This window comes from Sphingomonas sp. PvP018 (genome assembly GCF_017876865.1).
Taxonomy (GTDB): domain Bacteria; phylum Pseudomonadota; class Alphaproteobacteria; order Sphingomonadales; family Sphingomonadaceae; genus Sphingomonas; species Sphingomonas aerolata.
This window is the reverse complement of sequence record NZ_JAGIOU010000001.1, coordinates 702334-723982: the sequence shown is the minus strand read 5'-3', so window position 1 is coordinate 723982 and position 21649 is coordinate 702334. Positions and strand designations below refer to the sequence as shown.

Annotated in this window: 22 protein-coding genes; 9 read left to right on the top strand and 13 right to left on the bottom strand. The window is 67.6% G+C overall.

Annotated features, from left to right (window positions below; all coding sequences use genetic code 11):
* Positions 1-20: 20 nt before the first annotated feature.
* Positions 21-479 carry a MaoC family dehydratase gene (locus J3A66_RS03010; protein ID WP_348633978.1) on the bottom strand — a complete coding sequence of 153 codons (459 nt, stop codon included), beginning with the start codon at positions 477-479 and terminating at the stop codon, positions 21-23.
* Positions 480-576: 97 nt separating this feature from the next.
* On the opposite strand from J3A66_RS03010, the gene putA reads away from it, so the two are divergent.
* On the top strand, positions 577-3663 hold the full coding sequence (putA, locus tag J3A66_RS03005; RefSeq protein WP_209567030.1) for a bifunctional proline dehydrogenase/L-glutamate gamma-semialdehyde dehydrogenase PutA: 3087 nt from the start codon (positions 577-579) through the stop codon (positions 3661-3663).
* Positions 3664-3982: 319 nt separating this feature from the next.
* Here putA and J3A66_RS03000 read toward each other — a convergent pair whose 3' ends face one another.
* Both J3A66_RS03000 and J3A66_RS02995 read right to left on the bottom strand, forming a co-directional pair.
* Complete coding sequence (locus tag J3A66_RS03000) at positions 3983-5158, bottom strand: mechanosensitive ion channel domain-containing protein (protein WP_209567028.1); 1176 nt, start codon at positions 5156-5158, stop codon at positions 3983-3985.
* A gap of 11 nt (positions 5159-5169) precedes the next feature.
* Entirely contained in the window at positions 5170-6201 is a 1032-nt protein-coding gene (locus J3A66_RS02995) for a DNA topoisomerase IB (protein WP_245336687.1), read from the bottom strand.
* An 86-nt stretch (positions 6202-6287) separates the two neighbouring features.
* Between J3A66_RS02995 and J3A66_RS02990 the strand changes: the two genes are divergently transcribed.
* A complete protein-coding gene (locus tag J3A66_RS02990; protein ID WP_107933286.1) occupies positions 6288-6851 on the top strand; it encodes a type 1 glutamine amidotransferase domain-containing protein in 564 nt (187 codons plus the stop codon).
* A gap of 35 nt (positions 6852-6886) precedes the next feature.
* Here J3A66_RS02990 and J3A66_RS02985 read toward each other — a convergent pair whose 3' ends face one another.
* From J3A66_RS02985 to J3A66_RS02975, 3 genes are read right to left on the bottom strand one after another with little or no spacing between them, the layout of a single operon-like run.
* Complete coding sequence (locus tag J3A66_RS02985) at positions 6887-7978, bottom strand: acyltransferase (protein WP_209567017.1); 1092 nt, start codon at positions 7976-7978, stop codon at positions 6887-6889.
* Positions 7975-9318 (bottom strand): putative O-glycosylation ligase, exosortase A system-associated, encoded by a 1344-nt coding sequence (locus J3A66_RS02980; protein ID WP_209567016.1) that lies wholly within the window; start codon positions 9316-9318, stop codon positions 7975-7977. Before J3A66_RS02980 ends, J3A66_RS02985 begins: the two co-directional genes overlap by 4 nt.
* Complete coding sequence (locus J3A66_RS02975; RefSeq protein ID WP_209570579.1) at positions 9311-9586, bottom strand: hypothetical protein; 276 nt, start codon at positions 9584-9586, stop codon at positions 9311-9313. The genes J3A66_RS02980 and J3A66_RS02975 overlap by 8 nt, the downstream gene beginning before the upstream one ends.
* A gap of 18 nt (positions 9587-9604) precedes the next feature.
* Here J3A66_RS02975 and J3A66_RS02970 point away from each other — a divergent pair, with 18 nt between their 5' ends.
* The 3 genes from J3A66_RS02970 to J3A66_RS02960 all read left to right on the top strand — a co-directional run bounded on the left by J3A66_RS02970 (position 9605) and on the right by J3A66_RS02960 (position 13356).
* On the top strand, positions 9605-10801 hold the full coding sequence (locus J3A66_RS02970; protein ID WP_209567014.1) for a TIGR04063 family PEP-CTERM/XrtA system glycosyltransferase: 1197 nt from the start codon (positions 9605-9607) through the stop codon (positions 10799-10801).
* 11 nt (positions 10802-10812) lie between these two features.
* Positions 10813-11676, top strand: coding sequence for a hypothetical protein (locus J3A66_RS02965; protein WP_209567011.1), 864 nt, complete (start codon positions 10813-10815; stop codon positions 11674-11676).
* Between the two features lie 81 nt (positions 11677-11757).
* Positions 11758-13356, top strand: coding sequence for an MFS transporter (locus tag J3A66_RS02960; protein ID WP_209567009.1), 1599 nt, complete (start codon positions 11758-11760; stop codon positions 13354-13356).
* Positions 13357-13398: 42 nt separating this feature from the next.
* Here the strand turns inward: J3A66_RS02960 and J3A66_RS02955 are convergent, their stop codons facing one another.
* A complete protein-coding gene (locus tag J3A66_RS02955) occupies positions 13399-13935 on the bottom strand; it encodes a superoxide dismutase family protein (protein ID WP_166747999.1) in 537 nt (178 codons plus the stop codon).
* A 12-nt stretch (positions 13936-13947) separates the two neighbouring features.
* Positions 13948-14550: an RNA 2',3'-cyclic phosphodiesterase gene (gene thpR / locus J3A66_RS02950; protein WP_209567006.1), complete on the bottom strand. Its 603-nt coding sequence runs from the start codon at positions 14548-14550 to the stop codon at positions 13948-13950.
* A gap of 119 nt (positions 14551-14669) precedes the next feature.
* On the opposite strand from thpR, the gene J3A66_RS02945 reads away from it, so the two are divergent.
* The 4 genes from J3A66_RS02945 (at position 14670) to J3A66_RS02930 (ending at position 17502) form a co-directional block, all read left to right on the top strand.
* The gene (locus J3A66_RS02945; RefSeq protein WP_031440668.1) at positions 14670-15419 is read left to right on the top strand and encodes a Bax inhibitor-1/YccA family protein; all 750 of its coding nucleotides are present in this window, start codon (positions 14670-14672) and stop codon (positions 15417-15419) included.
* A gap of 82 nt (positions 15420-15501) precedes the next feature.
* Positions 15502-16293, top strand: a complete 792-nt coding sequence (locus J3A66_RS02940; protein ID WP_107933301.1) for a transglutaminase family protein — start codon at positions 15502-15504, stop codon at positions 16291-16293.
* Positions 16294-16386: 93 nt separating this feature from the next.
* The gene (locus tag J3A66_RS02935; protein ID WP_107933303.1) at positions 16387-16695 is read left to right on the top strand and encodes a hypothetical protein; all 309 of its coding nucleotides are present in this window, start codon (positions 16387-16389) and stop codon (positions 16693-16695) included.
* 264 nt (positions 16696-16959) lie between these two features.
* Complete coding sequence (locus J3A66_RS02930; RefSeq protein WP_236559025.1) at positions 16960-17502, top strand: hypothetical protein; 543 nt, start codon at positions 16960-16962, stop codon at positions 17500-17502.
* 4 nt (positions 17503-17506) lie between these two features.
* On the opposite strand, the gene J3A66_RS02925 is transcribed toward J3A66_RS02930, so the two are convergent.
* From J3A66_RS02925 to J3A66_RS02905, 5 genes are all read right to left on the bottom strand, one after another.
* Complete coding sequence (locus tag J3A66_RS02925) at positions 17507-18238, bottom strand: extensin family protein (RefSeq protein WP_107933306.1); 732 nt, start codon at positions 18236-18238, stop codon at positions 17507-17509.
* Positions 18238-19017 (bottom strand): NUDIX domain-containing protein, encoded by a 780-nt coding sequence (locus tag J3A66_RS02920; protein WP_209567004.1) that lies wholly within the window; start codon positions 19015-19017, stop codon positions 18238-18240. Before J3A66_RS02920 ends, J3A66_RS02925 begins: the two co-directional genes overlap by 1 nt.
* A 128-nt stretch (positions 19018-19145) precedes the next feature.
* The gene (locus J3A66_RS02915) at positions 19146-19661 is read right to left on the bottom strand and encodes a MucR family transcriptional regulator (RefSeq protein WP_031393951.1); all 516 of its coding nucleotides are present in this window, start codon (positions 19659-19661) and stop codon (positions 19146-19148) included.
* 326 nt (positions 19662-19987) lie between these two features.
* Positions 19988-20473, bottom strand: coding sequence for a cupin domain-containing protein (locus J3A66_RS02910; protein WP_209570365.1), 486 nt, complete (start codon positions 20471-20473; stop codon positions 19988-19990).
* A complete protein-coding gene (locus tag J3A66_RS02905) occupies positions 20473-21582 on the bottom strand; it encodes a Gfo/Idh/MocA family oxidoreductase (RefSeq protein WP_348633977.1) in 1110 nt (369 codons plus the stop codon). The genes J3A66_RS02910 and J3A66_RS02905 overlap by 1 nt, the downstream gene beginning before the upstream one ends.
* Positions 21583-21649: the final 67 nt, after the last annotated feature.

Here is a 21649-nt window from a genome sequence, read left to right as displayed (position 1 = left end):
CGAGCGGGCGGGGAGCGGTATCAAACGAAAACCTGGCTGATCCATTCGGCGATCAGGGCGGGCTTGTCCTGGCCCTCGATCTCGACCGCGAAGCTGTTGGTCTGCTGCCACTGGCCGGGGCGCTTCTCGTCGAACGACAGCAGCTTGAAGCGGCCGCGGACCTTCGATCCCGAGCGGACGGGCGTGAGGAAGCGGACCGAGTTGCCGCCGTAATTGACGCCCATCTTCGCGCCCTCGATGGTCGGTGCGTCGGGGATCTTCGACGACAGGAGCGGCATCAGCGAGAGCGTGAGGAAGCCGTGCGCGATCGTCCCGCCGAACGGAGTATGCGCCGCGCGGGCGGGGTCGACATGGATGAACTGATGGTCGCCGGTGGCGTCGGCGAACTTGTCGATCATGCCTTGCGTGACCTCGACCCAGTCGGACAGCGTCTCGGTGCCGACGCGGTTCTGCATCTCGGCGGTGGTGATCGTCGCCACGGCATTCCCCTCCTAGCCTGTTTGGCGCTAAGCGCAGCGAAGTCTCTAGGCGTACAGGCTGGCCGACCGCAAGCCTCACCCAACCGGAAGCTGGAAAATGTCGACTGCCGTAACGTCCAATGCCCGTAACACCATGGCAAAGCTGTACCGCGCAAGCGAACCCGATGTTCTAAAACCGCTGCTGGAGCGTGCCGCGCTCGATTCGGATTCGCGCGAGCGGGTGATGGGTCATGCGCTGGGCCTGCTCGCCGACCTTCGCGCAGCGCAGAGCAAGGGCTGGGTGAACCAGTTCCTCCAGGAATATCGGCTGAATTCGTCGGAAGGGGTCGCGTTGCTCAGCCTCGCCGAGGCGTTCCTGCGCGTGCCCGATCCCGAGACCGCGGACCTGCTGATCGCGGACAAACTGGGCGATGCCGACTGGCGCGCGCATGCGGGCAAGTCGAATTCGAAGCTCGTCAATTCGGCGACCTGGGGGCTGGTGGTCGGCCGCGTGCTGGTCGGCGAGGGTGCGACCGGGCCGTTGCGCCGGCTGATCAGCCGCGCGGGCGAGCCGTTCGTGCGCCAGGCGGTCGGTGCCGCGATGAAGATGATGGGCGAGATCTTCGTGATGGGCCGCACCATCGACGAGGCGATGAAGCGGATGCGGCGGCCCGAGAACAAGGGCTTCACCGCGAGCTTCGACATGCTCGGCGAAGCGGCGCGGACGCATGCCGACGCACAGCGCTATTTCCAGGCCTATGTCGGTGCGGTCGATGCGGTCGGGCGCGATCCCGCGGCGGGGCATTCGATCTCGGTCAAGCTGTCCGCACTTCACCCGCGCTACGAGGTCGCGCGGTGGAGCGAGTGCGTGCCCGCGCTGACCGAGATGCTCGAGGCGCTGGCGGTGCAGGCGGCGTCGAAGGGGATCGCGCTGACCGTCGATGCGGAGGAGTCCGAGCGGCTCGAGATGAGCCTCGACATCATCGGCACGGTCGCCGGGCTGCCGTCGCTGAAGGGCTGGGACGGGTTCGGGATGGCGGTGCAGGCGTATGGCAAGCGCGCGCGGCCGGTGATCGCATGGGCGAACGGGCTCGACCGGATCATGAACGTGCGGCTGGTCAAGGGCGCGTACTGGGACAGCGAGATCAAGCGGACGCAGGTCGAGGGGCTGGCGGACTATCCGCTGTTCACGCGCAAGGCGGCGACCGACGTGTCGTATCTGGCGGTCGCCAAGGACATGCTGGCGGCGGAGAATATCCGGCCGGCGTTCGCGAGCCACAATGCGCTGACGGTCGCGACGATCATGGAATGGGCGGGCAACAGCCGCGATTTCGAGTTCCAGCGGCTGCACGGCATGGGCGACGGGCTGTACGAGCGGCTGGTGCAGGAGAATGGCTATCATTGCCGCGTCTATGCGCCGGTCGGTGGGCACCGCGACCTGCTCGCGTATCTCGTCCGGCGTCTGCTGGAGAATGGCGCGAATTCGAGCTTCGTGCATCAGCTGGCGGATGAGCGACTGACCGAGGGGGAGATCCTCGCGGATCCGGTGGCGAAGATCGCCGCGGTCGGGGGCAAGCGTCATCCGAGCATACCGTTGCCGGTCGACCTGTTCGGGGCGGGCGGGCACCGGAATTCGGCGGGGCTCGATTTGAGTGACGTGGATACGCTGGCGGCGACTGTTAAGGTGGTGAATGCGCCGGTTGCTTCGTCAGGGCACCACCCCGGGGACGGCCGGGGCCCAGCTGGGAGCGGTGATGTGGCTGAGGACGGCGCGTCGTCACGGCAGCCTTCCCAACTGGACCCCGGCCTTCGCCGGGGGGGAGCAGAAGGGTTGGGCGGGGATCTGGTTACGGCCGCGATCACCCGCGCGCATGCGGCGTTTCCGGGCTGGTCGCGGTCGCCGGTCGAGGCGCGCGCGGCGTGTCTCGACCGGCTGGCCGACCTGCTCGAGACGCACCGTGACGAGTTGATGGCGATCTGTGTGCAGGAGGCGTTCAAGACGATCCCCGACGCGATCGGCGAGGTGCGCGAGGCGGTGGATTTCTGTCGTTATTATGCGCAGCAGGCGCGCGCCAAGCTGCAGCTGATCGAGCTGCCGGGGCCGACGGGCGAGCGCAACATGCTGCATATCGAGGGGCGCGGCGTCTGGGCGACGATCGCGCCGTGGAACTTCCCGCTGGCGATCTTCCTGGGGCAGACGGTTGCGGCGCTCGTCACGGGCAATGCGGTGGTGGCCAAGCCCGCGCCTCAGACGCCGCGGATCGCCGCGCGGGCAGTCGAACTCGCGCATGAGGCGGGCGTGCCGGCGGACGTGCTGGTCCTGGTCACGGGCGGGCCGGAGGTCGGCGCGGCGCTGACCGCGGACGCCCGCATTCAGGGCGTCGCGTTCACCGGCTCGACCGCGACCGCGCGCAAGATCGCACGCGCGCTGCTCGAGGACGACAGCCGGCCGATCGTGCCGCTGATCGCGGAGACGGGCGGGATCAACGCGATGATCGTCGATTCGACCGCGCTGCCCGAGCAGGTCGTGGCGGACGTGATCGCCTCGTCCTTCCGTTCGGCGGGGCAGCGTTGCTCGGCGCTGCGGCTGCTGCTGGTGCAGGAGGATATCGCGGACGGCGTGATCGAGATGCTGTCGGGCGCGATGGACACGCTGAGGATCGGCCGTGCGGGCGATCCGGCGACCGATGTCGGTCCGGTGATCGACCAGGCCGCCTATGACCGGCTGATGGCGTATCGCGCGCGGGTGGCCTCGAAGACCGTAAAGACGCTCGACGTGCCCGCAGATGGCCTGTTCGTGCCGCCGACTTTGGTGCGGATCGGCGCGATCGAGGATCTGAACGAGGAGTGGTTCGGGCCGATCCTCCACGTCGCGACGTGGGAGGCGGGCAAGCTGAGCGAGACGATCGCGCGGGTCAACGCCAAGGGGTACGGCCTGACGATGGGGCTGCACAGCCGGATCGCGCGCGCCGCCGAGGTGATCGAGGCCGAGGCGGCGGTGGGGAACCTGTACATCAACCGGTCGATGATCGGTGCGGTGGTGGGCTCGCAGCCGTTCGGCGGCGAGGGGCTGTCGGGGACCGGGCCCAAGGCGGGCGGGCCGCGCTATCTCTACCGCTTCTGTGCGGAGCGGGCGGTGTCGGTGGATACGACGTCGGCGGGCGGGAATGCGACGTTGCTGTCGCTGGATGAGGGTGGGATCTGAGGGGGGGGTAGGCCTATCCCTATTTAATCGTCATCCCCGCGTAGGCGGGGATCCATATTGGCTGGCGGTGAGGGTTATCGCGACCCGTTGAGTATATGGATCCCCGCCTTCGCGGGGATGACGGAGGGGGGCGTCGTCCCCCTTGTTTGGAACCTGCCGCGCTCCCTTCGTCCTCCCCGGCGGAGGCCGGGGCCCAGTTGGGGGACGGGATTGACGACGGGTGCGTTTCGTTACTGCGGCCACACCAACTGGGCCCCGGCCTTCGCCGGGGAGGTGTAATGGGTTGGTGTGGCGAGTACCTTCACGCCTGGCGACGGCGTCAGGCGGGCGGTGAATCCGCGCGCGACTGTTGCACCTCCGGGAATGGCATCACCATCGACCCGTCCGGGGCGGCGGTGAGGTTGACCTGGGTGGGGAAGGCGATCTCTATCTTCTCGTCGTTGAACCGCTGGAGGATCGCGATGCCGACGGCGGTGCGGCCGTTGTAGAAGCTGGCGTAATCCGGGCCGTCGCTGTCGAACTGGACCTCGAAATCCAGGCTCGATGCGCCGAAGCCGGTGAAGCCTGCACGGACGAAGATCTTGCCCTGCGCCTCGACCACGTCCTTCAGCATGTCGGGGATGCGCGCGCAGATTTCGGCGGGGGTAAAATAGGTGACGCCGATGATGAATTTCGCGCGGCGATGGTTGCGCTGCGTGTTGTTGAGGATCTCCTTGTTGAGGAGATTCTTGTTTGAGATGACCCGCTCCTCGCCGTCGATGCCGCGGATGCGGGTCGATTTCAGGCCGATCGCCTCGACGCTGCCCGAGGCGGTGTCGTAGCTGATCGAGTCGCCGCGGCGGAACGGGCGGTCGAAGATGATCGCGAGCGCGGCGAACAGGTCGGCAAAGATGCCCTGCGCGGCCAGACCGATCGCGATGCCGCCGACGCCGAGGCCTGCGACGAGGCCGGTCACGTTGACGCCGAGATTGTCGAGCACGACGACCATCGCGACCGCGAACACGACGAAGGTGACGAGCAGGCGGATCAGCCCCATCGCCGACAGCAGCGCCTCACCCGAATAATGTTCGGACTGGGTGCGGTGCTCGATCGCGCCGAGGATGATCTCGCGCACCCAGACCGCGACCTGGAACACCGCAGCGACGGTGAAGAGGAAGTTGACCGTGGTCGCGACCTCGCCCGGCGCGGCGGAATAGCCGTCGACGAGCTTCGCGGCGAGCATAACGATGAAGAAGTTGCTGGTCCGCGAGACCGCCTTGCCGACGACGATCCCCCAGCCGTTGAGCGCGCGCGGGCGTTCGCATAGCCGGCTGCCGAAACGTCGCGCGGTGTGGAGCGCGAGGACGATCAGCGCGCCGGCGCCGAACGCGATCAGGATCTGCAGCCAATAGGCCTGGACCCAGGCAAGACTGGCGGTGACGAAGCCCTGTGCCTGGCTGCCGACATCGCTCGCGTCGAAGATGGGGGCTTTGGCGACGCTGTTCGTATTGGACATCTGGATACTCGTCAGGCCGCGACGGCGATCGTCGCGGGGGTGCCGGCTTCGAGGAAGGCGATCAGGCCGCATTCCTCCCGGCTGAGATAGCGCTTGGCGCGCGGGAGGCGGAGCGCCTTGCGGAAGGTCGACTGGCCCTGTTTGACGAGGTCGATCAGGGCCGGGTGGACATAGCTCTTGCGTGCGATGGCATGCGTGTTGCCGAGCCGCGCGACGACCGGCTCGAGCATCGCCTTGAGGCTGAGATCGCGCTCGGCCGAGGCGAGCGCCTCGAACGCGGCGACGCTGGCTGCCCAGGTGCGGAAGTGCTTGGCGGTGAAGTCGGTCCCGGTGACCGCCTGGATATAGGCGTTGACGTCGCTCGACGTGACGGGATGCGCGACGCCGTCATCGTCGAGCCAGGCGAAGAGATGCTGTTCGTCGAGATCCTGGCATTTCTTCACGAAGCTGCTGAGCGAGCGATCGGTGATCCGGAGCGTCCGCATCTTGCCCGACTTGCCCTTATATTCGAGCCGGAGCGTGGCGCCCTTCACCGCGCCGTGGCGCTTGCGGAGCGTCGTCGCGCCGAAACTCTCGTTCGCGGCGGCATAGGCCTCGTTCCCGATGCGGATATGCCCGCCGTCGAGCAGGCGGAGGACCGCGGCAACTGCACGGTCGCGGCTGAGCGAGCGTTTGCGCAGATCGGCCTCTACCGCCTTGCGCAGCTTGGGCAGCGCGAGGCCGAAATCGGCGCAGCGCTCGTATTTCGCGGCGTCCTGCGCCTCGCGGAAGCCGGCGTGATAGCGATATTGCTTGCGACCCTTCTCGTCCCAGCCGACCGCCTGAATATGACCATTGGGCTTCGGGCAGAACCAGGCGTTGCTGTAGGCAGGGGGCAGGCCGACCGCGTTGAGCCGGTCGATCTCGTCGCGGTCAGTGATGCGGGTGCCTGATGCGTCCCAATAGCCCCAGCCGGCGCGCATCTTGCGGCGGGAAATGCCGGGCTTGCTGTCATCTGAATATACGAGTCTGCTGGGCAATGCGTCGTTCCTTCCGGCCGTCATTCGAAATGTTCGGGCGGGCGCATCGTTCCGGAACGACCCGCGCGGCGCGGGGTTGAGGGGGCACGGGATTTCACTGGAGACATGACATGGCCGATCTTTCCCAGGCACGCATTCTGATCCTCGCCACCGACGGTTTCGAGACCGTCGAGCTGTTCGAACCCAAGAAGGCGCTCGAGGCGGTGGGCGCGAAGGTGACGCTCGCGTCGATCAAGACCGACCCGATCCAGGGCATGAAGGGCGACATCAACAAGGCGGAGACGATCACCCCCGAACTGACGCTCGACGAGGTCGATACCGACGATTACGACGCGCTGGTGCTGCCCGGCGGCGTCGCCAACCCGGACGCGATGCGCGTCCAGGAGCGCGCGATCGAGATCATCACCGAGTTCATGGAGGACGGCAAGATCGTCGCCGCGATCTGCCATGCGCCCTGGCTGCTGGCCGAGGCGGATGTGATCGACGGGCGCCGGCTGACGAGCTTTCCGTCGATCCGCACCGATCTGGAGAATGCCGGCGCGGAGGTGGTCGACGAGGAGGTCGTGGTCGACGACAATCTGATCACCAGCCGCAAGCCCGACGACATCCCCGCGTTCAACAAGGCGATCATCGCCGCGCTTGAGGAAGAACTGGCGGACGAGCCGGTCGACTGACGGCCGACGGCCAGACACGAATAGATACTGGGGGGTCAGCGCGGTTGCTGGCCCCTTTTTGGTGTTTGTCCAAAGCGGTTGATCCAGGCCTGCGCGGGCCGCTCGACGCCGTGGTACAGCGCGAGGGAGGCGAGCAGGATCGCGATGAGAAGCGCGCCGATCAGGAGCGGCGGCACCGCGACTGCGCTGGCGACGAACGCCATCTTGAACGCGGTCCAGAGTAATGAATGGCTGAGATAGGTCGAAAAGCTGATCTCGCCGAGACTGTGCAGCGGCCATGAGGCGAGCGGGTTGCGGGGCCGGTTCGCGGTCAGCGCGAGCGCGAGCAGGAGCGCCGAGAGCGCGGCCGGTATCGCGACGATCTCGGTCAGAAGGCCGGTTGCGAAGCTCGCAAAGCCCAGGCCGCTGACGCACAAGGCTGCGACGAGTGCGCGCCGGGGCTGCTCGCGGTGGCGCAGCCACAGGGCTGCGACCGCGGTGCCGGCTGCGAACTCGGTGACGCAGCGCAGGACGCCGAACCAGGGGATCGCCTGGCCGAGCGTCGCCATGCCGTTCGATCGCATCACGTAAGCGAGAAGGCCCAGCGCGACGGCGATCGCCGTGATCAGGCCGGGTGTCGGGACGCGTCGCCAGTCGATGACGAGCGGGAGCAGCGGGAAGACGAGATAGGCGAACATCTCGCTCGAGATCGACCAGGCGGGATCATTCCAGTCGAGCGCAGTGACGCCGAACCAGTCGCGCGTCATCGGCCAGTTCTGAAGCAGGAGGATATGCACCGGCAAGCGGTCGAGCGGGAAGCGCGGGTCGGGGGGGCGTCCGGTCAGCGCGAGCGCGGCGACGATGAGCAGCGCGAAACCGAGCATGACGAGGTGGAGCGGCCAGATCCGCGCGACCCGGCGGCGCAGGAAGCCGGGGATGGCGCGCCAGCGCTGCACGGCGATCCGGTCGGCATAGCTCAGCCAGATCACGAAGCCCGAGAGCAGAAAGAAGAAGTCGACCGCGAGATAGCCCTTGGCGAGAAACCGCTCCACGCCGTCGGACACGCCGAGCGCGGCGCGGAGATGGAACAGCACGACGAACCAGGCGGCGACGCCGCGCGCGCCGGTCAGTGCCCGGAGTTCCGTCATGCCGGCAGGGGGCCGGGGGCGGGGCGTCGCATCGGGCGGAAGCTCGCGTCACGGCGCTTGCGCCCGAGATAGGTGTCGAGCCCGATCTGCGCGCCGATCAGCATGTAGATGAACGGCTGGAACGCGATCGCGATGAACGCCGCGCCGAGCAGATAGACGAGATGCCCGGTCTGCAATGCGGCGGCGAGCGGGCCGGCCCAGGCGAACTGCCCTTCCGGATCACGGTAGCGCCGGCGCAGTATCTCCATCCGGACCAGGCCGCCGAGATTGAGGACCAGCCACAGCGCGAGCCCGAAATAGCCCTGTTCGCCGAGCATCTCGAAATAGGCGCTGTGATAGGCGCGCGCCTTGTCTTCCTCGACACGGCCCGGCGTCGCAGCGCCGGTGCCGGCGAGGTCGTAGCGGATGCGGTTGCCGCGATACGCCTCGAACCCGCCGCCGAACGGGTGCGATTTCGCATAGTCGATCGTCCACTGCCACACCGCGATCCGGGTCGAGGCGGATTCGTCGGCCTGGTAGGTCTTGATCGTGTTCATGCGGTCGGTGAAGGTCGAGGGCAGGAAGGGGATCGCGATCAGCCCGAGTGCGCCGAGCCCCGCCAGATACAGCGCCTTGCGCCTGACGACGCGCAGCGACAGGACCGCGAGCAGCGCGATGCAGAGCAGCCCGGTGCGCGTCGAGGTGCCGACCGGGATCAGCAGGCAGGCGAAGACGAGCGCGACGCAGAAGCCGCGGACGCGCCAGTCGGGTTTGAAGATCGTCCCGTAGCGCATGAACCAGATAATGATCGGGATGATCGCGACCGCGACCGCGCTGATCGTGCTGCCTTCGTAAAGCCCCGAATTATTGTCGACCATCAGGTTCAGCTGGCCGTAACCGCCGCCGCCGCTGGCGATCGTCTTGATCCCGCCGACGATGATGATCGAGGCCGCCGACAGGATCATGAACAGCAGCAGCGCCTCGATCCGGAGCCGGGTGCGCAGTGTCAGCGGCAGGAAGGCGGCAAAGGCGAGCGCCTTCCAGACCCAGTCCCATTTGTCCTTCGCCTCGATCGGGAAGTCGGCGGCGAGCGTGGTCGCCCAGCAATAGAGCAGCAGCACGACGATCAGCAGCTGGCGCGGCGCGACCCGCGTGTCGCGCTTGTCGTCCGCGATCAGCCAGCCGCCGACCGCCAGCGCGACCGCGATCAGCGAGATCGGGACGGTGTTGAGCAGCAGATAGGTCAGCCGCTGCGGTGAGACGATGTCGATATAGACATAGGCGAGGACGAGCAGGAACGGACGCCGGAACCCCAGCGCGAAGATTGCAGCCAGAAAGGCGATGAAGGCGAGATCACGCACGCGGGCGGCGTCCGGTACCGCGTGCCGCCGGGCGGTTACCGGCAGGCGTGCCGTCACCCTCGCGATCGTTGCCGGCTTCCGGCTCGGAATTGAGATCGGGGCGGCGGAGCAGCAGGATCGCGGCGAGCATCATCAGGCCGTGCGTCAGGCCCAGCGCGAAATTGTCGATCATCGGCCCGCCTTTCCGTGTCTGCGCGGTCCCGTTGCCGCTCGTGTCCGTCGCCGCGGCATAGGCCATGGCGGTTGACGCGCCGTTAAGCGCTGTCATGGCAACACGCTACTCACGATGCGCATTCTTCATATCCTCGACCACGGCCTGCCCCTGCAGAGCGGCTATACCTTTCGCACGCGGGCGATCCTCAAGGCGCAGGAGGCGCGCGGCTGGACGGTCGCGGCGGTGACCGGGCAGCGTCATGGGCCGGCCGCCGCCGCGGTGGAATCGGTCGACGGGCTGACCTTCCACCGGACGCCGGCGACGCGCCGGTCGGGACCGCTGGGCGAGATCGCCGGGATCCGCGCCTTTGCCCGGCGGATCGAGGCGGCGGTCGATGCCTTTCGCCCCGATATCCTGCACGCGCATTCGCCGGTGCTCGATGCGCTGGCGGGGCTGATCGTCGCGCGGCGGCGCAAACTGCCGCTGGTCTACGAGATCCGGGCGTTCTGGGAGGATGCCGCGGTCGGCAACGGCACCGGGACCGAGGGATCGCTCGCCTATCGGACGACGCGCGCGCTCGAGACCTGGGCGGTCGGCCGCGCGGACGGCGTCGCGGTCATCTGCGAGGGGCTGCGCGACGACCTGATCGCGCGGGGGATCGACGGGGGCAAGATCATGGTGTCGCCAAACGGCGTCGACCTGACGCTGTTCGGGGCGGTCCCGCCGCGCGACGACGCGCTGGCGGCGACGCTGGGGCTCGACGGCAGGGACGTGGTCGGCTTCATCGGCAGCTTCTATGATTACGAAGGGCTGGACGACCTGATCGCGGCGATGCCCGCGCTGGTCGCGGCCCGGCCGGACGCACGGCTGCTGATGGTCGGGGGCGGGCCGATGGCGGATGCGCTGGCGGCGCAGGCCGCGGCCTCGCCGGTCGCGGACGCGATCCATTTCGTCGGCCGGGTGCCGCATGCCGAGGTCGAGCGCTATTACGGGCTGATCGACATCCTCGCCTATCCGCGCAAGCGGATGCGGCTGACCGATCTGGTGACGCCGCTCAAGCCGCTCGAGGCGATGGCGCAGGGGCGGATGGTGGCCGCGTCGGACGTGGGCGGACACCGCGAGTTGATTCGCGACGGGGATACGGGCACGCTGTTCCCACCCGACGATCCGCCAGCGATCGCGGCGGCACTGGCGGGGATGTTCGACGATCGCGCGGACTGGCCGTCGCGCCGCCAGCGCGCGCGGGCGTTCGTCGAGCGCGACCGTAACTGGTCGTCAAACATTTTGCGTTACGAACCGCTTTACCATCGGCTGATACAGGCCGAATGACGGACCATGGCATGACCGAATTCCATCGACAGTCCCCGATCCGCCACCTTCCCGTCGCCGCAGCATTGCTCGTCGCGGTCGCCGCGATCATTGGCTTCGTCGCGATGCCGGGGACGATGCTCGAGGAACTGGTCTGGCGGACCGGCGTCGCCGCGCTGATCCCCGCCGCACAGCCTCCGCTGGGGACGACCGCGCGCGTCGTCCTCGCGCTGGCCACCGCGTTCATCGGCGCGGCGGTGACCTGGTCGGCGCTGTTCCTGCTGGTGGGGCCGGGGGGGCTGCTGGTGCGTCCACCGCGTCGTCGCGACGACGGCGTGCCAGTCGTCCGCCGGGCCGATGCGCATCCCGACGCGCCGCCACGCCGGCCGATGACCGCGGCCGATCTCGGCACGCCGATGATGGAGGTGACCGCGGCGAACCCGGTGACGCTCGAGCGGTCGATCCCCGCGGACCTCGACCAGCCGCTCGCGGCGTTCGACCCGCATGCGATCCTGCCGGTGCCGATGGCGCCGATCCGGCCGGTCACGCCGCTGGTGCAGGCCGAGGCGGCGCCGGTCGCGCCAGCCGCTCCGGTCGAAGACGAGGAGCGGGTCGAAGAATTAGCCGACGCATCCGTCGCGATCGACGAGCCGGTGGAGGCCGCGACGGTCCCGATCATGGTCAGCGAGCCGGTCGCGCCGCGGGTTTCCGTGGCCTGGTCAGCGCCATCGCCGGTTCCACCGTCAGCTGGTGCGGTAAACGGTGCGGCGCGGCATGAGCCGCGTCTGGTCGATACGCCGGCGCCGGCTGCATCGCCGTCACCGCCCTCGATCGAGTCGCTGTTGCGGCGGCTGGAGCAGGGCGCGACCCGGCGGCGTCAGGCGACATCGGGCTGACATACCGCGACCGCGTGAAACCGCTGTTGATACGAAGAAACCTCTGATACCGATTGCTCGAAAACGACAGTCGGAGGGGTCATGGCGCAGGTCGCGGATCAATCGAAGTTCCAAGAAGCGCCGCCGCCTGCGGAGCCGGACGGGCAGGCGGGGGCGACCCGCTATGGCTGGTATGTGCTGTCGATCCTGTTCCTGGTCTATGTGCTCAACTTCGTCGACCGGCAGATCATCTCGATCCTTGCCGAGGACATAAAGCGCGATCTGGGACTGAAGGACCAGGATCTCGGGTTTCTCTACGGGACCGCCTTCGGGGTCTTCTATGCGCTGTTCGGCATTCCGCTCGGGCGGCTTGCGGACAATTGGCACCGCGTCCGGCTGATGACGATCGGCCTGACGCTCTGGTCGGTGATGACGGCGGTGTCCGGCCTGTCGCGGACCGGCGGGCATCTCGCGGCGGCGCGGATCGGCGTCGGTATCGGCGAGGCGACCGCCAGCCCGTCGGCCTATTCGCTGATCTCCGATTATTTCCCCAAAAGGCTGCGTGCGACCGCGTTGTCGATCTATTCGGCCGGGCTTTATGTCGGTGGCGGCTGCTCGCTGTTCATTGGCGGGGCGATCGTGCAGGGCTGGAACCGGGCCTATCCGGGGGGCGGGCCGTTCGGGCTGGTCGGGTGGCAGGCGGCGTTCATGGCGGTCGGCGTGCCGGGTCTGCTGCTCGCGATCTGGATCGCGACGCTGAGGGAACCGATCCGCGGGCATGTCGAGGGGCTTCCCGAACCGGCGCCGCACCCCGCACCGTTCCGCGCCTTTGCCGGCGAGCTGCTGACGATCGTGCCGCCGCTGACTCTGGTCGGTGCGGCGATGGGCGGGGTCGGGGCGTTCGTCGTCAACCTCGCCGGGCTGGCGATCGTCACGCTGGCGGTGGTCGGGCTGGTGGCAGCGGGCGAGCCCTGGCCGCAATGGGTGGCGATCGGGACCGGCGTCTATGCCGTGTTCTCCTGGGCTTGTGCGCTGCGCCGCCGCGATCCGCCGACCTTCGCGCTGATCATCGGGACGCCGGCGTTCCTGTGCACGGTCGTCGCCTATGGCCTGAACGCGTTCCTGAGCTATGCGGCGAGCTTTTGGGCGGCGCCCTATGCGCTGCGCGTGCTCGGCGCGACGCCGTCGAGCGCGGGGTTCCTGCTCGGCGGGCTGGGCGCACTTGCCGGGTTTCTCGGGCTGACGATGGGCGGAGTGGTCTCCGACCGGTTGCGGCGGACGAACCCGGCGGGGCGGCTCTGGGTGGTGATCTTCGGCGCGGTCGTGCCGGTGCCGTTCCTGTGCCTCGCCTTCAACGCATCGGTGCCGCTGCCCTTCTATGCCGGGATCTTCCTCGCGCAGATCACCGCGAGCTGTGCGCTCGGCGCGGCCGCGGCGACGACGCAGGATCTGGTGCTGCCGCGGATGCGGGGAACGGCGACCGCGACCTTCTTCATCGGCACGACGCTGATCGGGCTGGCGCTCGGGCCATATCTGGCGGGTCGCGTGTCGACGCTCAGTGGGAGCCTGTCGGTCGGGATGCTGTCGCTGCTGGTCAGCGTGCCGATCACGCTGGCCACGGCGGTGGCGGCGTACCGGCTGGTCCCGGCCGCCGAGGCTTCGCGCGAGGCGCGGGCCCGGGCGGCGGGGGAGGTCGCCTAGCCATGGCCCCTCGCCGAGGATGCCATGGCTAGGCTAAGTGGTTCAGCTCGGCTGGAACACGCCGCAGGCGATGCGGCCGCCGCTGTTGCCGGCGGGGTCGGTCATCAGATCGTCGGGACCCGCATGGACCACGAACGCCGAACCGTCGGCATCGAGCAGCCCGGCCATCGTCGCACCCGGGATCGTGACGCCGACCGTGCCGCGGCCGTCGGTGCCGGTGATCAGATTGGGCAGATCGCCCTCATGCGGCCCCTGAGGGTTCATCGACCCGTGCTTCATCGACGTCGGGTTCCAATGGCCCCCGGCGGTCGTGAAGTCGGGGGCGTCGCAGCGGCCGGTCGTGTGGATGTGGACGCCGTGCGTGCCCGGCGGCAGCGCCTTGGCATCGACGGTGAAGCGCAGTCCGCCGGCGACGTCGGTCGCGGTCGCGCGGCCGACATCGACTCCGGCGGCGTTCATCAGCATCGCGCGCGCGCTCTGCCCGCCTGCGACCGGCGTGCCGGTCTCGAGCCCCTTCTGATCGCAGGCCGCCAGCCCGAGCGCCGCTGCACCGACCAGCGCAAATGTTGCAATCCGCATGTCCGTCTCTCCCTATTGATCCGATGCGAACCCGCCAAAGTCGCCGGCGGTTCCGGCGTCGGGTTCGAGCGGCCAGCGCAGCAGCGGTTCGTACCAGGCACCGTCGCGGCCGAGGTGGCTCTGGTACAGCGTCAGATGGGTCATCGCAAACGGCGCGCTGGCGAGCCCGGCATGGCGGGCGATCCAGTCTTCGATCTCCGGCGACGTGCCGAGCGACCGCGGCAGCCGCGCGAGCGTGACGTGCGGCAGATAGGCGCGGCGGTCGGGGGGAAGCCCGGCGCGGACCACCGCCTGATCGACCTTGCGGTGCAGCGCGGTGAGCGCGGCGTGCGGGGTGACGCCCGCCCAGAGTGTGTCGGTCCGCCCGCGGCTCGCGAACTGGCCCACCGCATGCAGCGCCACCGTTGGCGCCGCCGGCGTCACCGACAGGCGGAGCCGGTCGATCTCGGTCACGATGTCGTCGGCCAGACGCGGATCGACCTCGCCAAGGAAGCGGGTCGTGACGTGGAGCTGTTCGTCATCCTGCCAGCGCGCACCGCCGATCCCGTCCATCAGGTCGAACAGCATCTCGCGGATGCGGAGGGGCGGGCGGAGCGCGAGAAACAGGCGTAGCATCGGCGGGATTGATAGCGCCGATCACCCCGAATTGGGAACGTCTCCGCTTGAAAATCGTCCTTCCAGCACCGATGTTGCACGCAACCGGCATGTGGCCGGATAGAGGAGTTGTAATTTCAATGGCTAATTGGTCTGATCCCCGGCCTCGTGCCGCGCCGTTCGGAGCGACGGCCACCACCACCGGTTCGGCAGCGTATGATGCGGGTCTCCGTTCGTACATGCTGTCGGTCTATAACTATATGGGCTCGGGCGTGCTGCTGACCGGCATCGTTGCGCTGCTGTTCGCCTGGGGCGGTGCATCGTCGCCTGCCGCACAGGTGTTCATGGGCGGCGGTCCGCTGAAGTATGTCATCATGTTCGCGCCGCTCGCGATCGTGTTCGGCATGAGCTTTGGCCAGAACCGGATGAGCACCGCGACGCTGCAGATGCTGTTCTGGGGCTTTGCGATCCTGATGGGTCTGTCGCTGTCGACGATCTTCCTGGTCTATAGTGGCACGTCGATCGCCAGCGCGTTCTTCGCGACGGCTGCCGGCTTCGCCGGGCTGAGCCTGTACGGCTATACCACGAAGCGCGATCTGTCGGCGTTCGGGACGTTCCTGATCATCGGCGTGGTCGGTCTGCTGGTGGCGAGCATCATCAACATCTTCCTCCAGTCGGGTGTCATGCAGCTGGTCATCAGCGGCGTCGGCGTGCTCCTGTTCGCAGGTCTGACGGCCTATGACACGCAGCGTACCAAGAGCCTGTACATGCAGGTCGCGGGTACGGACATGGTCGGCAAGGTCGTGATCATGTCGGCGCTGAGCCTGTATCTCGACTTCATCAACATGTTCATGTTCGTGCTTCGCCTGTTCGGCAGCAGCCGCAACTAAGCGCTTCGCACCTTCTCTGAGTGACGGTCCGGCGGGAAACCGCCGGGCCGTTTTTGCATCCTGGCCAGGATTTAAGACCGCAATGCGTCTCTCGATCGACGTTCATCTGGATTATGGAATTGCCGGCGACGCCGACGTGTTGCTGCAGATCGAGGCGGCGGCGATGCCCGACCAGCGGATCGAGGAACAATCGCTGACGATCTGGTCAGACAGCCCGATCCGCGCGGTCCCGGGCGAGGACGGCATCGGCCAGCGCTGCTGGGCGCGGGGACATGGCCGCCTCACCGCGGTCTACCGCGCGGTGGTGAAGGTCGAGCGCCCGGTCGTCGCGCTCGGCGCTTATGGCACGACGCCGCCCCGGCTGCTGCCCGGCGACGTCACCGCCTATCTGATGCCGAGCCGCTATTGCCAGTCGGACCGGTTCGAGGGGTTCGTTGCACGCGAGTTTCCCGGGCTCGACGGCGGCGCGCTGGCGGCGGCGCTGAGTGCGTGGGTCGGCAACGCGCTCGATTACCGGATGGGATCGAGTTCGGGCGAGACGACCGCGCTCGACACCTTCGCGTCGCGGTCGGGCGTGTGCCGCGACTATGCGCATCTGCTGGTCGCGCTCGCCCGCGCGGGGGGGATCCCGGCGCGCTGTGTTTCGGCCTATGCACCTGGGGTCGATCCGCCCGATTTCCACGCGGTCGCCGAGCTCTGGCTCGATGGCGCGTGGCGGCTGGTCGATCCGACGGGGATGGCATCGTGCGGCGATATCGCGCGTGTGTGCATCGGGCGCGACGCCACCGACATCGCGTTCATGACGGTGTTCGGGCAGGCGACGCTCTGGACGCAGACCGTCCGGGTCCGCGCGCTCGACGACGAAACCGCGTGACCGGCCCGCAACGCGAGTCGCTCGTCGCAGGAGCAGGAACACCGGGCGTGCTGAACCGTTTGCGTCCGTAACGATTTTCACAGGAGTCTCGACATGACCGATATCGACAAACGCGCGCTCGACAGCCTGTCGGTGGCACCGGATGGGCAGGATGGCGATGCGGCCACCGGCCGGACCGACGGCCGCGACCCGCGCCAGGAGGCCGGTCAGGACAAGTCGATCGGCAAGCGGCTGCAGAAGAACCCGTCGAGCAACGATGCGCGTCTCGACAATGCGCTCGATGAGTCGATGGATGCGAGCGATCCGCCCGCCTCGACGCAGCCGGTGCACAATCAGGGTCCGGCGCCGTCGTCAGGCTATGATGCCGAAGCAGAACGCAAGCTGGCCGAAAAGAACAGCTGATCTATCGTGGGGTGTGCTCGCGCCTGGCCGATGCCGGGCGCGGGCGGCGCTCCAATGGCCCGGGTTCGATTGTTGCGTAAATACCGCCCCTAGCGAAAAGTTTGATGCCTGGCTTCGACTGGTCGCATTGCGTGTTGCAGCGCAACAGATTTCATGGTCGCTTATAACCGTGACGTGACGATGCGTTAGGGACCCTCCTCTGCCCCAAATGCATGGGAACGCCTGTTACTTGCAGCAAGGCGGGGTGACGATATGGCTTCACGGATGAAACCGGCAAAGGGCATCACGACGCTCGCCGAGATGAAGGAATTCGCAGGCTTTTCCAGCGCGACGCAGCGTTATATCCGGCGTTCGCTCGATGTCGGCCTCGATCGCGAGGATGCGATGACGCGCTGGTCGCGCGACGTGGTCGAGGAGGCCAGCATCCGTGCACAGGCGCGGCTCTATCTTGGTCTTGACGATCTTCGCGAACTTCTGCCCGAGGATGCGGGGCTCGGCGGGGCGGACCGGTTTCTGGGAAAACTGGTGACGCTGGCCGCGTTCGATCTGGGGCAGGGGCGGCTGACGAGCTTTTCCGCGTTCCGGTTCCTGTACGAGCGGCTTGCCGGCGCGGATGTCCGACCGTGGCTGCCGTCCGCCTTCTGCGCGGCGGCGGCGTTGCCGCATCTCCACCCCGAACTGCGCCGCAAGCTGCTCCAATCGATCAGCGAAGCCGCGGCGACCGCGTCGGGCTGGTCGAGCCGGGAGCCGGTCTTCTTTCCCTATTGGGTGGAGAAGGTCGACAGCGGGACGTCGCTCGCCACCTGACGGCTCAGCGGCAGGCGCGCCAGCCCATCGCGCCGCGATCCGCCTGATCGAGATGGAAGTGGTCGGCATGTGCGGCGTTGTAATCGGGCGAGAGCGTCGTCGCGAACAGCTGGCAGGCGCCGTCGCGTACCTCCCGGAGGAAGGCGGCCTTGGCGGCATCGCCTTTCCAGTCGCGGGCTACGGTAATCCGCGTGCCATTGCCCAGCCGAAAGCCGGCAATGTCGACCGCGTCGGCGGTCGAATGCTCGCTCCACGTGCCGGCATCGCGGCCGTAGATGCGGCGACAGCTATAGCTGCCGAAATGGTCGATGCTCGTGACCTTGGTGCCGAAATGCCGTTCGGCCGCAGGCTGGACGACATTCCATTCCCAGATCGCGAGCGCCGCGGCGACGGGGCAGGCGACGCCAAGACCCGCGGGCGCGAAGTCGATCCGCCGTGCGCCGCCGGATGTGAACCGGACGCCGTCGCTATAGCCGCACCGGCCTTCACCGCTGCGAGGCGGCAGCGCGGTGTAGCGGACACCGGCACGCTCGAGCGCGGCGCGACAGGCGGGATAGGACTGGGTCAGCGCGTTGAGCTTCCGCCCGGTCATCAGGCCGATCGGCTGGCCGAGGTCGAGCGGGGTCCAGGGCAGATCCTGCGGCCGACCGCGCAGCGTCGACCAGAGTATAAGGCCGAGGCCCGTGATCACCGCCAGTGCGACGATCCAGCCCAGCGTTCGTCGCACCGCACGCATCAGCCGTGCGCCACACGCGTGATGGGCTCGCTGGTCACTGGATAGCCGAGATCGTCGGGGATGCAGAAATGGTCGATCCCGTCGCGCGGCTCGATCCACGGCGTCACGATGCGGACCGGTCTGCGTCGTGTGTCGTCGACCGCGTCGTCGAAGCCGGCGAACAGCGCGAGGCGTTCGAGGTTGCGGCGGGTGGGGAAGATCACCTGTGCGCGCCCGGCATCGGCATGCGCGAGGATCTCTGCAGCGGTCGCCCAGAGCAGGCGGACATTCTCCGTCTCGTCGACGCGGGCGGGGGCGGCGTCGGCAGGCAGACGCGCGAGATAGAAGCGTGTGTCGAAGATGCGGGTCAGATGATGCGCGGGTCGCCACCGCGCGAAATAGGTGAGCAAGTGCGGATCACAGCGGAGCCCCAGCTCGTCGAGCATCGGCCCCAGTTCCCGTCCGGCATGCAGCGCCGCGCGCAGTGTCGCGAGCGTATCGGCGGACGGTGCGGGATGAAGACCGATGGCGAGCCCGACCTCCTCGATCGTCTCGCGGATTGCGGCGATACGGGCGGCGACCTCTTCGAGTACGGTTTGATCGGCGGGCTGCTGGATGAGGTGCTGTGCGAGCGTGCGGTCGGCAGGGTCGACCCGGCCACCGGGGAAGACAAGTGCACCGCCGGCAAACGCCATCGATCCCGCGCGCTCGACCATCAGCAGTTCGGGGGCGAGCGACGGGCGATCGCGAAAGATCACCAACGTGGCAGCCGGAATGGCGGGAGAGATCGGTTCGGTCATCGATCTGTGTAACGCGCGAAACCCGGATCGGGCCAGACGGCATTATAGCGTGATTCAGGGCGCGACCGGCAGAGCGATCAGAATGCCTTTAACGGTCGGGGAGGGCGATCAGCCCTCCCCGTGGCGCATCAATCGTCGCTGCCGAGCGTACGCTTGGCGGCATCGAGCGCGGCCTTGCCGGTCTTGCGCGAAGTCTTGCCTGCGTCTTCCGCAGCGGCTTCGACCTTCGAGCCAGCCTTGCGGCCGAGACCGATCGACTTCGCCATCGCACGGCGTGCTTCCGAATAGGTCGCAGCGACCATCGGATAGTCGGCCTTCAGGTTGAAGCGTTCGCGATACTGCTCCGGCGTCATGCCATGCGTCGTCAGGTGGCGACGCAGTGTCTTGTACTTCTTGCCGTCGATCATCGAGACAATGTGGTCAGGCGATGCAAGCGACTTGCGCGCCGTCACGGCGGGCTCATAGGTCGTCGCCTCGGCGGTATCGCCCGTCATCTCTGCGCCGGTCGTGAGCTTGGTCACGGCGGTGTGCATCGACAGGAGAAACGCAGGAACGTCTTCGGCAGCGGTGCGGGTGTTGGGGTTCGCCAGCCAGGCTGCCGTCAGTTCTGCCGCCAGTTCGACGGTATTGATGGTTTCGGTCACACGGGATCCTTGATTGTTGAAAAATTTTCCCCCTCCATTCGCGCGACTACGCGCTATTGGCAGAAAATGACACCCGCAAATATTATTAAAGCGCTCAATTGACCGGGAATTCTGTTCGCGACGTCGAATCCGGGCGCTGATCTTGCGATTTGCTGAGTTTATACGCGCGCCAGACCAACCCTATAGCTCCTCACAAATACGCGCATTCGCGGTTGTAGCATGCGTGCGCTCGCAGCGGGTCCGACATCCGGCGCAGTCATAAGATCCGGCAGATCAGGTTACGGATCGAGACGCCCGATCGGGACGTCGCGATTGGCAGACGCATCTTATCGCGCAGGGGCAGCCGGTCGGCGCGGCGTGATCTTGGTACCGAGCAGGACCAGCCCTTCGGGCCCGACACCGAAGCCGTGCGGAACGCCGGCGGGGATCAGCAGGACGTCGCCGGGGCGGAGCGCGCGGGTCGTGCCGCCCTCGATCCGCGCGCCGTCGGTGAGGCCGGGGTTGACGACATGCGGATCGACCAGGCGTCCACCCGAAAGCAACGTCCCCGATCCCGCGACGACGGTCGCATATTCATTGTCGTCGGGATGCACCGCAGGACGGCCTTCGGCTTTCCAATATTCGAGCGCGACGACGCTGCCGCCGCCGCTGACGAGCGTCTGCATCGCGAAGCCCTGACCCGGTTTCATCGTCGCTTCGAGCGCCGCGACCGCGCGGGGGATATCGGTCGCCGCGGCGAAATCGCGTGCCGCGTCCTGCGCCGGGGCGACCGTGGCGACCGCGAGCGTTGCCAGCGCGAGCAGGACGCGCATCACGCCTTGGTGTCCGATGCCAGCCGGATCGTCCGCCCTTCGCGCGCCGAGCGGTAGATCGCCTCGACGATACGGAGGTCACGCAGGCCTTCCGCGCCGGACACGATCGGTTCGCGGCCGGTGCGGATGCAGGTGACGAGATGATCGAGCTGACCCGCGAACTGGGTTCGGCCGGATGCCGCTGGCGTGACATCGCGCTCGCGCCCGTCGGCGCCCGTCCACATCCGGTTGTCGGCATAGCGGGTCGCGGGTTCGAGCTCGATCCGGCCGCGTTCGCCCATCAACAGGATGTGGTTCTGGTTCGCGCTGTACATCGACTGGCAGCTGGCGATCGCGCCGGACGGGAATTCGAGCGTCCAGTCGATCATGTCCTCGACCTCGCGAAACCGCGGATCGGTGCGATCGGTGGACTCGCGCGCGGTCACCGCGACGGGCTCCTCGCCGGTCATGTAGCGTGCGGCCTGGAGGCTGTAGATGCCCATGTCCATGAGCGAGCCCCCGCCCGCCAGCGCCTTGTTCAGCCGCCACTTCGACGGATCACGCTGGACGAAGCCATGTTCGGACCGGACATAGCGCGTCCTGCCCATCGTCCCGGCGCGCGCGAGTCGCATCGCCTCGACATTGCAGGGTTCGAAATGGCAGCGATAGCCGATCATCAGCTTGCGATCCGCCGCCTTGCACGCCGCGATCATCGCCTCGCATTCGGCGACCGAGACCGCCATCGGTTTTTCGCACAGCACATGCTTGCCGGCACGCGCGGCCCGGATCGTGTATTCGGCATGCATCGCGTTGGGCAGGCAGATATAGACGATATCGATATCGGGATTGTCGCGGATCCGATCGAAGGTCGAATAGCTGTAGACCGACCGGTCGGACAGGCCGTGCGCGGCCGCGACGCGGCGCGCCTTGGCGGGGTCACCGCTGACCACCGCGGCGAGCCGGCTGTGCGCGCATTTGGCGAATTCGGGGATGATGACGTCGAGCCCGTAATAGCCCAGCCCGACGATCGCATAGCCGAGCTTGCGCGTCGGGGCGGCCGCCTGCGTGATCGCGGGCACCGCGGCCAGCGCGGTTGCGCCGATGACAAATTCGCGTCGTCCTATCGTCACGATCAGATCCCCCATCCTGCAAGCGCTGTCGGCCACCCTGTTCGGCCACCAGTTGCCGCGTGGCCAT